The following is a 15108-nucleotide window of genomic DNA, read 5'->3' on the forward strand; positions in this document are numbered from 1 at the left end:
TTCACGTTAATCGCCCAGACGCCGGTTAATCCGGCGTTTTTTATGGGCGCAAACAAAAGAGAGTCCGATTTGAATTACCAGATGATCACTACCAACGACGAGCTGGCTTCGCTGTGCGAGGTGACGCGTGAATTTCCCGCTATTGCCCTGGATACGGAATTTGTCCGCACCCGAACGTACTATCCGCAGCTGGGTCTGATTCAGATGTATGACGGCAAACACGTGTCGTTGATTGACCCCCTCGGCATTACCGACTGGGCACCAATGCGCGAGCTGTTGCTGGATACCGCCGTGACCAAATATCTGCACGCGGGCAGTGAAGATCTGGAAGTCTTTCTCAACACCTTTGGCATCATGCCGCAGCCGCTGATTGATACCCAGATCCTCGCGGCGTTCAGCGGTCGTCCGCTCTCCTGGGGTTTTGCGGCGATGGTGGAAGAGTACACCGGTCTGACGCTGGATAAGAGCGAATCGCGTACCGACTGGCTCGCGCGTCCGCTGACGGCGCGTCAGCTTGAATACGCCGCGGCAGACGTCTTTTATCTTCTTCCAATTGCCGGCCAGCTCATGAAAGAGGCTGAGGCGTCCGGTTGGCTGTCTGCCGCACTGGACGAGTGCCGCATGACGCAGCAGCGTCGCCAGGAAGTGGTTGATCCGAAAGAAGCCTGGCGTGACATCACCAACGCCTGGCAGCTGCGCACCCGTCAACTGGCCTGTCTGCAATTGCTGGCTGACTGGCGTCTGCGTAAAGCGCGTGAGCGCGATCTGGCGGTTAACTTCGTGGTGCGTGAAGAACACCTGTGGGCGGTGGCGCGCTATATGCCGGGTAGCCTTGGTGAGCTGGACAGCATTGGCCTTTCCGGAAGTGAGATCCGTTTCCACGGTAAAACGCTGCTCGCGCTGGTAGAGAAAGCTCAGCAGCTGCCGGAGGACGCATTGCCAGAACCGCTGCTTAACCTGATGGATATGCCGGGCTACCGCAAGGCGTTCAAAGATATCAAAGCGCTGGTGCAGACGGTGGCGGGGGAAAGCAAACTGAGTGCCGAACTGCTGGCTTCACGTCGTCAGATTAACCAGCTGCTGAACTGGCACTGGAAGTTGAAACCGCAAAATGGTTTACCGGAACTGGTCGCCGGATGGCGGGGGGAACTGATGGCCGAACGCCTGAATACCCTGCTGGAAGGGTATCCGCGCTAAAGAATTGTAGCCCCGGTAAGCGCAGCGCCACCGGGGAAATTGCCGGGCGGCGCGATGCTTACCCGGCCTACAAAACCACAAACGGATTAACGCGACTCTTCCGCTTCCGGAAGCGTCACGTTCAGCTCCAGAATCGAAATATCCCCGTCTTTTTGCTCCAGCTGAACGGTGACCATTTCCGGGTCAATCTGCACGTATTTGCAGATCACTTCCAGAATGTCTTTGCGCAACTGCGGCAGGTAGTGCGGTTCGGCGTCGCTACGACGACGTTCCGCCACAATGATTTGCAGACGTTCTTTTGCGATGTTGGCGGTGCTTTTTTTCCGCGAGAGAAAAAAGTCCAGTAATGCCATAACTTATCCTCCGAACAGGCGTTTGAGGAAACCTTTCTTCTCTTCTTCAATGAAGCGGAAAGGACGTTCTTCTCCCAGCAGACGGTCAACGGTATCCGCATACGCTTTACCTGCGTCTGCCTGTGTATCCAGGATCACGGGCTCGCCCTGGTTAGAGGCGCGCAACACGGACTGATCTTCCGGGATCACGCCAACCAGTTTGATGCGCAGGATCTCCAGCACGTCTTCCATGCTCAGCATGTCACCTTTGTTCACCCGGCCCGGGTTGTAGCGGGTCAGCAGCAGGTGCTCTTTGATTGGCTCCTGGCCATTTTCCGCGCGACGGGATTTCGAGGCCAGAATGCCGAGAATACGGTCGGAGTCACGTACTGACGAGACTTCCGGGTTGGTGGTGATGATGGCTTCATCCGCGAAGTAGAGCGCCATCAAAGCCCCTGTTTCGATACCGGCCGGGGAGTCGCAGACCACGAAGTCGAACTCCATCTTTTTCAGATCGTCGAGCACCTTTTCCACGCCTTCGCGGGTCAGGGCGTCTTTATCACGGGTCTGGGACGCCGGAAGAATGTAGAGGTTCTCGGTACGCTTATCTTTAATCAGCGCCTGGTTAAGGGTGGCATCGCCCTGAATGACGTTCACGAAGTCATACACCACGCGACGCTCGCAACCCATGATCAGGTCCAGGTTACGCAGACCGATATCGAAGTCGATTACGACGGTTTTCTTTCCCTTCTGGGCCAAACCAGTAGCGATGGCCGCGCTGGAGGTGGTCTTGCCAACGCCTCCTTTACCCGAAGTCACAACAATAATGCGTGCCATAGAAATTCCTTGTTAAAAGGGATCAATTTAACGGTTGAACGGTCAAAGCGTTATCTGCCAGTTGCAGACGGGCCGCTTTGCCATAAAATTCGGCTGGGATTTTATCGCTCAGCCAATATTCACCTGCGATAGACACCAGTTCTGCCGTCAGGTGAGTACAAAAAATTTGTGCTTCTCGATCGCCGCTGGCGCCCGCAAGCGCACGCCCACGCATCATACCGTAAACGTGAATATTGCCATCTGCAATCAGTTCTGCGCCCGCACTGACGTGGCTTGTAACAATCAGATCACAGTTTGGCGCATAAATGCGCTGGCCGGAACGAACCGGCAGATCAATCAATCGCGTTTTTGTGACTGGGGCTACATTTTGCGCCGGAGGCGGGGGAGCGGGAACGGTTGCAGGCGTTGCACGCGGGGCTTTTTCTTTGCCCTCGTTTAACAAGGGCAAACCCGCGCGTTCAATTTCGGCTTTTAACTCTGCGTCTTTGCAGCCGCTAATACCCACGATGCGCAACCCCGTGGAGACGACGGCCTGCTGGAGTCGCTTCCAGTTAACCGGCCCCTCAAGGTCGCTTACATTGACGACGACAGGAGCATGCTTAAGAAAAGCGGGAGCCTGCGCGATTTTGTCTTCTAACGCCTGACGAATAACCTCGGGTTTTGCATCATGCAAATGAACCACTGATAAGGTGAAGCTACTGCCTTTAAGCTCGATGGGCGTATTTGACATCCTGGCCTTACTCAATTTGCTATTAACCGCAACACATCGCCGCGATATTCCGAAGAGTATCAGGCATGTTATAGTCAGGAGTATATTGAGGCAAGCAACCACCCGTTAATTCAGAGTAAAAACATGTTTTGTGTGATCTACAGAAGTACCAGCCGCGACCAGACCTACCTTTATGTCGAAAAGAAAGACGATTTTTCCCGCGTGCCTGAAGAATTAATGAAAAGCTTTGGCCGACCGCAGCTGGCGATGCTGCTGCCGCTGGACGGCCGTAAGAAGCTGGTGAACGCCGATCTTGAGAAAGTCAAAAAGGCGTTAATCGAGCAGGGCTATTATTTACAGCTTCCGCCGCCACCAGAGAATTTATTAAAACAGCACCTTGAGCTGAGCGGAAAGAAATAAGCCCGGGTCCTTCCGGGAACAACTCATCAACCGATTAGGGGTCGACCATGTATCAACATCATAACTGGCAAGGTGCATTACTGGATTATCCCGTCAGCAAAGTGGTCTGCGTGGGCAGCAACTATGCAAAACATATTCAGGAGATGGGCAGCGCCGTGCCGGAAGAGCCGGTTCTGTTTATTAAGCCAGAAACCGCACTGTGCGATATTCGCCAGCCGCTGGTTCTGCCGCAGGGACTGGGCTCGGTGCATCATGAAGTGGAGCTGGCGGTGCTGATCGGCGCGACGCTGCGCCAGGCAACTGAAGAGCATGTAGAGAAGGCGATTGCGGGTTACGGTGTCGCGCTCGACCTGACGCTGCGTGACGTCCAGGGCAAAATGAAGAAAGCGGGGCAGCCGTGGGAAAAAGCCAAGGGTTTTGATAATTCATGCCCGATTTCCGGTTTCGTTCCGGTGAGTGAATTTACCGACGATCCGCAGAACACGCCGCTCAGCCTGAAGGTCAACGGCGAGATCCGCCAGCAGGGAACAACCGCTGACATGATCCATAAGATCGTTCCGCTGATTGCCTACATGAGCCGCTTCTTCACCCTGAAACCTGGCGACGTGATCCTCACCGGCACTCCGGAAGGTGTGGGGCCGCTGCTTAGCGGCGACGAACTGGACGTCAGTTTTAACGGCCTGTCGCTGAAAACCCGCGTGCTGTAAAAGCACCTTGCCGCCTGAAAAGGGCGGCAAAACTTGCATCAACGTGCCAGACTCGTTATAAGGTGCGCTCTATTTTGACGTATGGACATCCCGATGAACGACATTCCTTTCTGGCAAAGCAAAACTCTCGACGACATGACCGACGCGGAGTGGGAATCGTTGTGTGACGGCTGTGGGCAGTGCTGCCTGCATAAGCTGATGGATGAAGATTCGGACGAGATCTATTTCACCAACGTAGCCTGCAAGCAGTTAAACATCAAAACCTGCCAGTGCCGCAACTATGAGCGCCGTTTCGAATATGAGCCGGACTGCATCAAGTTAACCCGTGAAAATCTGCCGACCTTTGAGTGGCTGCCGCATACCTGCGCGTATCGCCTGCTGGCGGAAGGAAAGGATCTGCCCACATGGCATCCGCTGTTGACGGGGTCGAAAGCGGCGATGCACGGTGAACGTATTTCCGTGCGCCACATTGCGGTGAAAGAGTCCGAGGTGCGCGACTGGGAAGACCACATTATGAATCACCCTAATCGGTGACAATAAAAAACCCGCCTCGGCGGGTTTTTTATTGTGCGCAATTTTGTCGGGTGGCGCTGCGCTTACCCGACCAACAAAACTGACGTTGCCGTTTTGCTTTTACCTTCCAAAAAGATCGCGTTTCTTTGGTTTGAACGGCTGGGCAATCAGCACCAGCAGTGCCACCACAAAGTAGGCGACAAAAATGCCCACCAGCCACTGCGGCATCTCCAGCGTCAGGAACTCCCACTGGCGTACAGAGCAGTCACCGGAGGCCACAAACACCTGCGGCAGCCATTTATCCAGCGGCAGCCAGCTCGGGAAGCGGGCGGCAAAATCACAGGTCATAAACGGCGACGGGTGAAGCTGCATCTGGGTGTGCTCCCAGGCAAGCGCAATCCCTTTCCCGGCGCTGTATAGCCAGATGGCAATTGCCGCATAGCGTAACGGTGATTTGGGTGCAATCGCACCTACCAGACCCGCGCCCATAATGCCGAACAGCGCACAACGCTCATAAATACACAGTACGCAAGGTTTCAGCCCCATCACATGCTGAAACCACAGCGCGACCATTTCCAGCGCAAAGGCGGTCAGGGCCATCAACAACCACGCTCCGCGACCGCGTGAGCACTGGTTCAAAAATCGCAACATAATCATTTCCCTGGAACATGCTTAGACAGCGCAGTGTAAACGAATTTTAATGCGCCGCAAGTATACCTTCTTGCAATAACCATTGCGTACAGGGAACGAGAGTAATTTTGATGCACAGCAAACCAACCAGGGTAAGCACCAGCGTATACGGCAGCGCCATCCAGACCATTCTTCCATAAGAAAGTCGTATGAGTGGTGCCAGCGCCGAGGTCAGCAGGAAGAGGAATGCCGCCTGACCGTTCGGGGTTGCCACGGAGGGGAGGTTGGTTCCGGTGTTGATCGCCACCGCCAGCAGCTCGAACTGTTCACTGCTGACAATCCCTTGCTCCATCGCGGCTTTGGCCTCATTGATGTATACCGTCCCGACAAAGACGTTATCGGATATAGAGGACAACAGACCGTTAAACAAATAGAACAGCGTTAGCTGCGAATCTGGCGTAGCCTGAAGCACAAACGCGATGATCGGCGCGAACAGATGTTGGTCAATAATCACCGCCACGACCGCGAAAAACACCGCCAGCAGGGCGGTAAACGGCAGCGCTTCGGTAAAGGCTTTTCCGATAGCATGTTCGTCCGTAACGCCGCCCAGGCTGGTTGCAAGGATAATTACCGACAGGCCAATCAGCCCCACCTCGGCAAGGTGGAAGGCCAGCGCCGCGATAAGCCACACGCCGATGAAACCCTGTGCAATCAGGCGCAGCGTCTCCTGGCGCGTGCGTTGTTTGCGGCTCTGCTCGTCAAACTTATGCAGCTCCTGGCGGACCTGATCGGGCAACTTCGCGCCATACCCAAAGAGGTTGAATTTTTCGACCAGCACACAGGTGGCTAACCCGCAGACCAGCACGGGCACGCTGACGGGCGCCATGCGCAGGAAAAATTCGCCAAAATGCCACTCAGCCGCTTTGGCGATAATCAGGTTTTGCGGCTCCCCGACCATGGTCATCACGCCGCCCAGCGCCGTCCCCACGCCCGCATGCATCATCAGGCTGCGCAGAAACGCGCGGAACTGTTCCAGCACATCGCGGTTGTGCGCCTCAACGTGGCTGTCGTCCTGCAAGTTATCGCCAGGACGAGACGAGGCCACCCGGTGGTAAATCCCGTAAAAGCCGACGGCGACGCTGATCACCACCGCAACGACCGTCAGCGCATCCAGGAAGGCAGAGAGGAAGGCCGCGGCGAGGCAAAACGCCAGCGAGAGCAGCGTTTTCGACGGAATGCTCAGCAGCAAACGGGTGAAGATAAACAGCAGAAGCTGCTTCATAAAGTAGATCCCCGCCACCATGAAGATCAGCAGCAGCAGGACTTCAAGATTCGACGCTATCTCGTTTTTAACATGCTCCGCGCTGGTCATTCCAATGACCACGGCTTCCAGCGCCAGCAGCCCGCCGGGCAACAGCGGATAGCACTTCAGCGCCATCGCCAGGGTAAAGATAAACTCGGCGACCAACATCCACCCGGCAACGAAGGGATCCAGCAAAAAGATAACGGGATTAACGACCAGGAATACCAGTAAAGTAAGTTTGTACCAGTCAGGTGACTGACCTAAAAAGTTGCGCCACAGCGCGCGCCCAAATGAAATTTCCACGACAGACGTCCTTTACCCGTCAAATAAGACAAGACATCAGTATACGCAAAAATGGCGGCAGAGCGGGGGATTAAGCCATTTGTAAATTTCATAAAAATGAAACGGCGATCCCTCTTTTCTGTCTCTGCTGCGCTATCTGCCTCTGCGCGCCTCTGGTATGATGAGTGCAATTTGCTAAAGCTGTGTAATGGAAATCTCACTATGGTCATTAAGGCGCAGAGCCCGGCGGGTTTCGCGGAAGAGTACATCATTGAAAGCATCTGGAATAATCGTTTCCCTGCGGGATCAATTCTACCTGCTGAACGCGAACTCTCTGAACTGATTGGCGTCACCCGTACCACGCTGCGAGAAGTGCTCCAGCGTCTGGCGCGCGATGGCTGGTTGACGATACAGCATGGCAAACCCACTAAGGTGAACAACTTCTGGGAAACGTCCGGGCTGAACATTCTGGAAACGCTGGCGCGTCTCGACCACGAAAGCGTACCGCAGCTGATTGATAATCTGCTTTCCGTGCGCACCAACATCGCCACCATTTTCATCCGCACCGCGTTTCGTCAGCATCCTGAAGATGCGCTGAAAGTGCTTGCCACCGCTAATGAGGTGGAAGACCACGCGGATGCCTTTGCGACCCTGGATTACAATGTGTTCCGCGGTCTGGCGTTTGCTTCCGGCAATCCGGTTTACGGTCTGATCCTGAATGGAATGAAAGGGTTATATACGCGCATTGGTCGTCACTACTTTGCTAACCCTGAAGCCCGCAGCCTGGCGCTCGGCTTCTACCATAAACTGAGCAAACTCTGCACCGAAGGGCTGCACGATCAGGTCTATGAAACGGTGCGTCGTTACGGCCACGACTCCGGTGAAATCTGGCACCGGATGCAGAAAACGCTGCCGGGTGATTTAGCGATTCAGAGTCGCTGAAATAAAAAACCTCTCGATTGAGAGGTTTTTTTTCGCCCGGTGGCGCTTTGCTTACCGGGCCTACAAAACCCGTAGGCCGGGTAAGGCGTAGCCGCCACCCGGCAACAAACTACAGCGTATTCAACCGCGCCGGACACCGGTCCAGCAGCTCCACGCTGCCATCTTCGTTCTGCTGCTCCAGCAACACGTCAAATCCCCACAGGCGATGCACATGCTTCAGCACTTCCTTACGCCCCTTATCCAGCGGCGCGCGGTTGTGCGGAATATAGCGCAACGTCAGGGAGCGGTCGCCGCGCAGATCCACGTTCCAGACCTGAATGTTTGGTTCAAGATTACTCAGGTTGTACTGGGATGACAGGCGCGAGCGGATCTCGCGATAACCCTCTTCGTTGTGGATCGCGGAGATCTCCAGGTAGTTGTTGCGGTCATCATCCAGTACGGTGAAGAAGCGGAAATCACGCATGATCTTCGGCGACATGAACTGGCTGATAAAGCTTTCATCCTTAAAATCACGCATCGCGAAGTGCAGCGTTTCCAGCCAGTCGGAACCGGCAATATCCGGGAACCAGTATTTGTCCTCTTCGGTGGGCGACTGACAAATACGCTTGATATCCTGGAACATGGCAAAGCCGAGCGCGTACGGGTTAATGCCGCTGTACCACGGGCTGTTATATGCCGGCTGGAATACCACGTTGGTGTGGCTGTGCAGAAACTCCATCATAAACCGCTCGGTGACTTTTCCTTCGTCGTACAGGTGGTTAAGAATGGTGTAGTGCCAGAAGGTCGCCCAGCCTTCGTTCATCACCTGGGTCTGCTTCTGCGGATAGAAATACTGGCTCACCTTGCGCACGATGCGCAGGATCTCACGCTGCCACGGCTCCAGCAGCGGGGCGTTTTTCTCCATAAAGTAGAGCAGGTTTTCCTGCGGCTCGGAAGGGTAGCGACGCGCCTCGGCGACGGTTTTCTCCTCTTCACGTTTCGGCAGGGTGCGCCACAGCATATTCACCTGGCTTTGCAGATACTCCTCGCGGCTCTTCTGCCGGGCTTTCTCTTCCTGCAATGAGATCTTCTGCGGACGCTTATAGCGGTCAACGCCGTAGTTCATCAGCGCGTGGCAGGAGTCCAGCAGCTTCTCCACCTCGTCCACGCCGTAGCGCTCTTCGCAGTCGGTAATGTATTTGCGGGCGAAGATCAGGTAATCGACGATGGAGCTGGCGTCCGTCCAGCTGCGGAACAGATAGTTATTTTTGAAGAACGAGTTATGTCCATAGCAGGCGTGCGCCATCACCAGCGCCTGCATGGTAATGGTGTTCTCTTCCATCAGGTAGGCAATACACGGGTTAGAGTTAATGACGATTTCATACGCCAGTCCCTGCTGCCCGTGCTTATACAGCCGCTCTGTCTCAATGAATTTTTTGCCAAACGACCAGTGCGGATAGTTAATTGGCATCCCGACGCTGGAGTAAGCGTCCATCATCTGTTCCGAGGTGATGACTTCAATCTGATGGGGATAGGTATCCAGACGATAGAGTTTGGCCACCCGGTCGATCTCCGCCAGGTAGACATCCAGCAACTCGAAGGTCCAGTCGGGTCCATCGCTCAGACGGGTGCTGTCCCTGGACATGGAATCTAGTGTAGCCATTAGCGCGCCCTCGTTGTTGGTCGCTCTCTCTGACTGGAGAGCCTCCTTTCAAGCATAGATCACCCCATTCAAATACGCGGGGCGCAGAAATTTTTTCTTTGCGATTTCGCGTTTTCGATACGGCAAATAATGCGGTGCTCACAGAATTTTCTACTGGTTAAAAATAACGCGCAGCAGGAGATCCCAAATAAGCGCCATCCCCTGATACAGCGGGATATGTGAGTTGAGTCACCATAAAAAAGTCATATGTTGAATAATATTTTCAACTAGGTTATCAATCTGTAATTAGATGATTGTTCTTTTGCTCATAATGGAGTGGCTATGCGTGTTGTCATACTGGGAAGTGGTGTCGTTGGCGTAACCAGCGCCTGGTATTTAAGTCAGGCGGGACATGAGGTTACCGTTATCGATCGCGAATCCGGTCCGGCGCTGGAAACCAGTGCGGCGAATGCGGGGCAAATCTCTCCGGGCTACGCTGCGCCGTGGGCGGCCCCGGGCGTTCCGCTGAAGGCGATCAAATGGATGTTTCAGCGACATGCGCCCCTGGCGATCAGCCTTGACGGCACGCAGTTCCAGCTTAAGTGGATGTGGCAGATGCTGCGCAACTGCGACACCCGCCACTATATGGAAAACAAGGGGCGTATGGTGCGGCTGGCGGAATACAGCCGCGACTGCCTGAAGGCGCTGCGTGCCTCAACGGGCATTGAATATGAAGGGCGTCAGGGCGGCACGCTTCAGCTGTTCCGTACCGCGCAACAGTACGAAAACGCGACCCGCGATATCGCCGTGCTTGAAGATGCGGGCGTACCGTATCAGCTGCTGGAAGCCAGCCAGCTGGCGCAGGTGGAGCCAGCGCTTGCCGAGGTCGCGCACAAGCTCACGGGCGGTCTGCGTTTACCGAACGATGAAACCGGCGACTGCCAGCTATTCACCCAGCGTCTGGCGCGCATGTGTGAGCAGGCCGGGGTGAAATTCCGCTTCAATACTTCTGTCGACAAACTGCTGTCGGAAGGGGAGAAGATTTACGGCGTGAAGTGTGGGGAAGAGGTAATTAAAGCCGATGCCTACGTGATGGCGTTTGGCTCCTACTCAACCGCGATGCTGAAAGGCATCCTGGATATCCCGGTCTATCCGCTGAAAGGCTACTCCCTGACCATTCCTGTGAAAGAGGACAGCGGCGCGCCGGTCTCGACCATTCTCGATGAAACCTACAAAATCGCCATCACCCGCTTCGATAACCGGATCCGCGTCGGCGGCATGGCGGAAATCGTGGGCTTCAATACCGAGCTGCTCAAACCGCGTCGTGAAACGCTGGAGATGGTCGTGGGCGATCTCTTCCCGCGCGGCGGCTTCATTGAGCAGGCGACGTTCTGGACCGGCCTGCGCCCAATGACCCCGGACGGCACGCCGATTGTGGGCCGTACACCATACAAAAATCTGTGGACTAACACCGGCCACGGCACGCTTGGCTGGACCATGGCCTGCGGTTCGGGCCAGCTGCTGAGCGACCTGATCTCCGGAAGGACGCCGGCAATTCCGTTTGACGATTTGAGCGCCGCACGCTATCAATCAGGGTTTACCCCATCGCGTCCACAACACCTGCACGGCGCGCATAATTAAGGAGTCGTCATGTCCCGTCCTATTCTGGCCCAGCTGGATTTGCAGGCGCTGAAGGATAACCTGCAAATTGTTCGCCGTGCTGCGCCGGGTTCTCGTGTCTGGTCGGTGGTGAAAGCCAACGCCTACGGTCATGGTATCGACCGTATCTGGAGTGCGCTCGGCGGCACCGATGGTTTTGCCTTGCTGAATCTGGAAGAGGCCATCCTGCTGCGCGAGCGCGGCTGGAAAGGACCGATCCTGCTGCTGGAAGGATTCTTTCATGCGCAGGATCTGCCTCTGCTGGATAAGTACCGCCTGACGACCAGCGTTCACAGTAACTGGCAGATCAAGGCCATCCAGGACGCGAAGCTGCATGCCCCGCTGGATATCTATCTCAAAGTGAACAGCGGGATGAACCGTCTGGGCTTCCAGCCTGAACGGGTGCATACGGTCTGGCAGCAGCTTCGTGCGCTGAAAAACGTCGGTGAGATGACGCTGATGGCGCACTTCGCCGATGCGGAAAAGCCGGACGGCATTGCCGATGCCATGGTCCGCATTGAGCAGGCGGCAGAAGGTCTGGACTGTCCGCGCTCGCTGTCGAACTCAGCGGCAACGCTCTGGCATCCCGAGGCGCACTACAACTGGGTACGTCCGGGGATCGTACTGTACGGCGCGTCACCCTCAGGTCAGTGGCAGGATATTGCCAACAGCGGCCTGAAGCCGGTGATGACGTTACGAAGCGAGATTATCGGCGTGCAAACCCTGAAAGCGGGCGATACGGTGGGCTATGGCAGCCGCTATCGGGCAGCAGGTGAACAGCGCATCGGTATCGTGGCGGGGGGCTATGCAGATGGTTATCCGCGCATCGCCCCGAGCGGCACGCCGGTGTGGGTCGATGGCGTGCGCACCGGCACGGTAGGTACCGTCTCCATGGACATGCTGGCCATCGATTTGACGCCGTGTCCCCAGGCGGGGATCGGCTCACCGGTTGAGCTGTGGGGCAACGAGGTTAAAATTGATGATGTGGCCGCTGCGGCGGGCACAGTCGGGTATGAGCTGATGTGCGCGCTGGCGTCAAGAGTGCCTGTTGTGACGGTGTAACATGTGTGTGCCGGGTGGCGGCTTCGCCTTACCCGGCCTACAAAAGCCCGAACGTAGGCCGGGTAAACGTTAGCGCCACCCGGCAAAAAAGCAGCTACTCCGCCTCCTCCTCCATCGGCCTTACGCCGACTTTGCGCACCGCGTTATCTTCTTTCTCCGCTACCGTCCAGATCATCCCGGCAAACTCCACCTGGTCACCGACGACCGGCGCAGCCCCTAATAATTGCTGAATAATTTCACCCAGTGTTTGCTGGTTATCGCGATTCTCCAGTCCACCTTCCAGGCCATAAATCAGCGCCACATCCGCAAAGCGGGCGCTGGCTTCGAGGATAAAATCGCCGAAGAAACGCTGATCCAGCGCCACCGGGGGCGACTGGCTGAACAGCTTGCCGAGGGCAGGCAGGTCGCGCTCGCGGCCAATCACGCAGAGGATATCGTTCTCACGCAGCCGCGTGCTGCCGGTCGGGTGAAGCAGGGCGTTATCCCGGAACAGGGCGGCAATGCGCGTTTCAGCGGGCATATGCAGATCGCGCAGGGACGCGCCCACGCACCACTTATCGGCGCTTAGCTGGTAGACAAACTGTTCCCAGGGATTCTCAGGGTGAATATCCAGCCCCACGCGGGAGACCGGCCAGCCAATGGGCGGTACCACCACTTTGGCTTTTTTCGCCGCCCAGCCCAGCGACGTTCCCTGGAACAGCAGCGACACCAGCACTACGAAGAAGGCGACATTGAAGAACAGGCGGGCGTTGTCCAGCCCGGCCATCATCGGGAACACTGCCAGAATAATTGGCACCGCGCCGCGCAGCCCCACCCAACTGATAAATATCCGCTCACGCAGGTTAAACCCGCGGAACGGCAGCAGCCCGGCAAACACCGACAGCGGACGGGCGAAGAAGATCATCCAGGCCGACAAAAGCAGCGCCGGTACGGCGATAGGCAGCAGGTCCGACGGCGTCACCAGCAGGCCCAGCACCAGGAACATGGCGATCTGCGCCAGCCAGGCCAGACCGTCGAAGTTCTGCAAGATGGCGTGACGGTTGCGAATCGGTCGGTTGCCCAACAGGAAACCGCAAAGGTAAACCGCCAGAATACCGCTGCCGTCCAGCGCGGTGGTGACGGCAAAGATCAGGATCCCACCGCTCAGGGCCAGCAGCGGGTAAAGGCCGGAAGGCAGCGTAATACGGTTAATCGTATGCTGTAACAGGTAACCGCCGCCGAGACCAATGATAATCCCGAGGCCAAACTGCTGGAGGATGTGCCAGGCGAACATCCAGCTCAGGCCGGTTTCGTGCTGCTGGATCATCTCAATCAGGGTAATGGTCAGAAACACCGCCATCGGATCGTTACTGCCGGATTCAATCTCAAGTGTGGAGCCCACGCGTTCGTTCAGCCCCTTGCCGCCGAGCAGCGAGAAAACCGCCGCCGCATCGGTAGAGCCGACAATCGCGCCAATCAGCAGGCCTTCCATTATATCGAGGTTAAACAGCCAGGCCGCCATCATGCCGGTCAGGCCGGAGGTGATCAGCACGCCGACGGTCGCCAGAGACAGCGCCGGGCCTAAGGCAACGCGAAACGAACTTGCCTGGGTGCGCATGCCGCCGTCCAGCAGAATCACCGCCAGCGCGAGGTTACTCACCATATAGGCGAAAGGGTAATTATCGAAGGGGATACCGCCGATACCGTCGATCCCGGCAAGCATGCCGATAGCCAGGAAAATGACAAGAATAGGTATGCCAAGACGCGATGAAAATGAACTTAATAAAATGCTAAAGGTTACCAGGATGGAACCCAGAATGAAAAGACTGATTATCGCTGTGGCACCCAATGTCGTCTTACTCCCACCTCAATGTGAACGCTGTTATTAAAACCCTAACATAATAACAACGTTAACTGCGTTTTATTGAGGGGGAATAACGGCTTTTTTATGCCTTTAAGACCGGATGACCGCTGATTGTTAACCGACTGCCTGAATTATCGTGTACAAGGTGCGCCTGGGCACCCAGCGGCAGGGTAACGGTTTGCGGCTCATGGCCGAAATCCAGACCGGCGATCACCGGGATATCCAGCCGGGAACGAATGAAATCAATCATCGTCTCCAGGGAATAGCCCGCATCGTAATCGTTGGGGGCTGAACCACTAAAACTGCCCAGCACAATGGCCGACTGCCGATCCAGGATCCCGGCGTGATACAGCTGCAACAGCATACGTTCGACGCGGAACGGGTGTTCGTTGATATCTTCCAGCACCAGTATGCCGTCCGTGATCTGCGGCAGCCACGGCGTTCCAATCAGCGACACCAGCATCGCGAGGTTGCCGCCCCACAGCTGTCCTTCACATTCCCAGTGCGGTCCATTGCCTTGCCACTCGACGGTGAACGTCGGGTTTTGCAGGGCGCGCCAGAAATGGTCCTGCGTAAATGCATCCAGCTCCGGCGCACCAAAGTTGCCGGCCAGCATCGGGCCGCTAAAGGTAATGACGTTATGCAACGCAAGCAGGCCGAGCTGGATCGCCGTGAAATCGCTGTGTCCGCAGATTAACAGCGGATCCTGCTGCTGGCGCGCGGCCAGCCCGGCCCAGTCGATGCTCTCCAGCAGCCGGCTTGCGCCATAGCCGCCGCGCACGGCCAGCACAATAGTGTTTTCACCTTCCAGCGTCGCCAGGCTGTTGATATCGCTCAGTCTCTGCGCCTCCGTACCGGCAAAACGCTGCATACGGCGGGGGATAATTGTCTGATTTTCTACCTGATGGCCCATTTCCAGCAGGCGCTGAACGCCCCGCTGTGCCGCCTCCTGGTTGATGCAGTAGCCTGACGGTGCGATGAGATGAAACTGAGGCATGGCAATTCCTTGCTGAATGAGAATCTAATTGTCTATATCATGCCGCTTATACGC

15 protein-coding genes are annotated in these 15108 nt (G+C 56.1%); 7 read left to right on the forward strand and 8 right to left on the reverse strand.

What is annotated here, in order from left to right; genetic code table 11:
- Nucleotides 1-81 precede the first annotated feature (81 nt).
- Nucleotides 82-1197 carry a ribonuclease D gene (gene rnd / locus IPZ49_RS19180; protein ID WP_122959317.1) on the forward strand — a complete coding sequence of 372 codons (1116 nt, stop codon included), beginning with the start codon at nucleotides 82-84 and terminating at the stop codon, nucleotides 1195-1197.
- 86 nt (nucleotides 1198-1283) lie between these two features.
- On the opposite strand, the gene minE is transcribed toward rnd, so the two are convergent.
- From minE to minC, 3 genes are read right to left on the reverse strand one after another with little or no spacing between them, the layout of a single operon-like run.
- Nucleotides 1284-1550 carry a cell division topological specificity factor MinE gene (minE, locus tag IPZ49_RS19185; RefSeq protein ID WP_003859937.1) on the reverse strand — a complete coding sequence of 89 codons (267 nt, stop codon included), beginning with the start codon at nucleotides 1548-1550 and terminating at the stop codon, nucleotides 1284-1286.
- 3 nt (nucleotides 1551-1553) lie between these two features.
- On the reverse strand, nucleotides 1554-2366 hold the full coding sequence (minD, locus tag IPZ49_RS19190) for a septum site-determining protein MinD (RefSeq protein ID WP_003859938.1): 813 nt from the start codon (nucleotides 2364-2366) through the stop codon (nucleotides 1554-1556).
- 22 nt (nucleotides 2367-2388) lie between these two features.
- Nucleotides 2389-3096: a septum site-determining protein MinC gene (minC, locus tag IPZ49_RS19195; protein ID WP_015570311.1), complete on the reverse strand. Its 708-nt coding sequence runs from the start codon at nucleotides 3094-3096 to the stop codon at nucleotides 2389-2391.
- A gap of 123 nt (nucleotides 3097-3219) precedes the next feature.
- Here minC and IPZ49_RS19200 point away from each other — a divergent pair, with 123 nt between their 5' ends.
- The 3 genes from IPZ49_RS19200 to IPZ49_RS19210 all read left to right on the forward strand — a co-directional run bounded on the left by IPZ49_RS19200 (nucleotide 3220) and on the right by IPZ49_RS19210 (nucleotide 4736).
- Nucleotides 3220-3495 (forward strand): YcgL domain-containing protein, encoded by a 276-nt coding sequence (locus IPZ49_RS19200; RefSeq protein ID WP_015570312.1) that lies wholly within the window; start codon nucleotides 3220-3222, stop codon nucleotides 3493-3495.
- A gap of 47 nt (nucleotides 3496-3542) precedes the next feature.
- Entirely contained in the window at nucleotides 3543-4202 is a 660-nt protein-coding gene (locus IPZ49_RS19205) for a fumarylacetoacetate hydrolase family protein (RefSeq protein ID WP_032619529.1), read from the forward strand.
- A 93-nt stretch (nucleotides 4203-4295) separates the two neighbouring features.
- Entirely contained in the window at nucleotides 4296-4736 is a 441-nt protein-coding gene (locus IPZ49_RS19210) for a YcgN family cysteine cluster protein (RefSeq protein ID WP_015570314.1), read from the forward strand.
- A gap of 99 nt (nucleotides 4737-4835) precedes the next feature.
- On the opposite strand, the gene dsbB is transcribed toward IPZ49_RS19210, so the two are convergent.
- On the reverse strand, nucleotides 4836-5366 hold the full coding sequence (dsbB, locus tag IPZ49_RS19215) for a disulfide bond formation protein DsbB (RefSeq protein WP_017693268.1): 531 nt from the start codon (nucleotides 5364-5366) through the stop codon (nucleotides 4836-4838).
- 46 nt (nucleotides 5367-5412) lie between these two features.
- Complete coding sequence (gene nhaB / locus IPZ49_RS19220; protein WP_047057146.1) at nucleotides 5413-6951, reverse strand: Na(+)/H(+) antiporter NhaB; 1539 nt, start codon at nucleotides 6949-6951, stop codon at nucleotides 5413-5415.
- Between the two features lie 201 nt (nucleotides 6952-7152).
- Between nhaB and fadR the strand changes: the two genes are divergently transcribed.
- The gene (gene fadR, locus IPZ49_RS19225) at nucleotides 7153-7872 is read left to right on the forward strand and encodes a fatty acid metabolism transcriptional regulator FadR (RefSeq protein ID WP_015570315.1); all 720 of its coding nucleotides are present in this window, start codon (nucleotides 7153-7155) and stop codon (nucleotides 7870-7872) included.
- A 109-nt stretch (nucleotides 7873-7981) separates the two neighbouring features.
- Here the strand turns inward: fadR and IPZ49_RS19230 are convergent, their stop codons facing one another.
- The gene (locus tag IPZ49_RS19230; RefSeq protein ID WP_017384314.1) at nucleotides 7982-9514 is read right to left on the reverse strand and encodes a SpoVR family protein; all 1533 of its coding nucleotides are present in this window, start codon (nucleotides 9512-9514) and stop codon (nucleotides 7982-7984) included.
- 321 nt (nucleotides 9515-9835) lie between these two features.
- On the opposite strand from IPZ49_RS19230, the gene IPZ49_RS19235 reads away from it, so the two are divergent.
- Both IPZ49_RS19235 and dadX read left to right on the forward strand, forming a co-directional pair.
- A complete protein-coding gene (locus IPZ49_RS19235) occupies nucleotides 9836-11134 on the forward strand; it encodes a D-amino acid dehydrogenase (RefSeq protein WP_015570317.1) in 1299 nt (432 codons plus the stop codon).
- A gap of 9 nt (nucleotides 11135-11143) precedes the next feature.
- Complete coding sequence (dadX, locus tag IPZ49_RS19240) at nucleotides 11144-12214, forward strand: catabolic alanine racemase DadX (protein ID WP_023296789.1); 1071 nt, start codon at nucleotides 11144-11146, stop codon at nucleotides 12212-12214.
- 94 nt (nucleotides 12215-12308) lie between these two features.
- Here the strand turns inward: dadX and IPZ49_RS19245 are convergent, their stop codons facing one another.
- Together IPZ49_RS19245 and ldcA are read right to left on the reverse strand one after the other, a co-directional pair.
- Nucleotides 12309-14042 carry a potassium/proton antiporter gene (locus IPZ49_RS19245; RefSeq protein WP_017384312.1) on the reverse strand — a complete coding sequence of 578 codons (1734 nt, stop codon included), beginning with the start codon at nucleotides 14040-14042 and terminating at the stop codon, nucleotides 12309-12311.
- A 97-nt stretch (nucleotides 14043-14139) separates the two neighbouring features.
- Complete coding sequence (gene ldcA / locus IPZ49_RS19250; protein WP_032671646.1) at nucleotides 14140-15054, reverse strand: muramoyltetrapeptide carboxypeptidase; 915 nt, start codon at nucleotides 15052-15054, stop codon at nucleotides 14140-14142.
- Between the last annotated feature and the right edge of the window lie 54 nt (nucleotides 15055-15108).

Origin of the sequence: Enterobacter cloacae complex sp. S2 (assembly GCF_015159675.1) — a bacterium.
Classification (GTDB): domain Bacteria; phylum Pseudomonadota; class Gammaproteobacteria; order Enterobacterales; family Enterobacteriaceae; genus Enterobacter; species Enterobacter intestinihominis.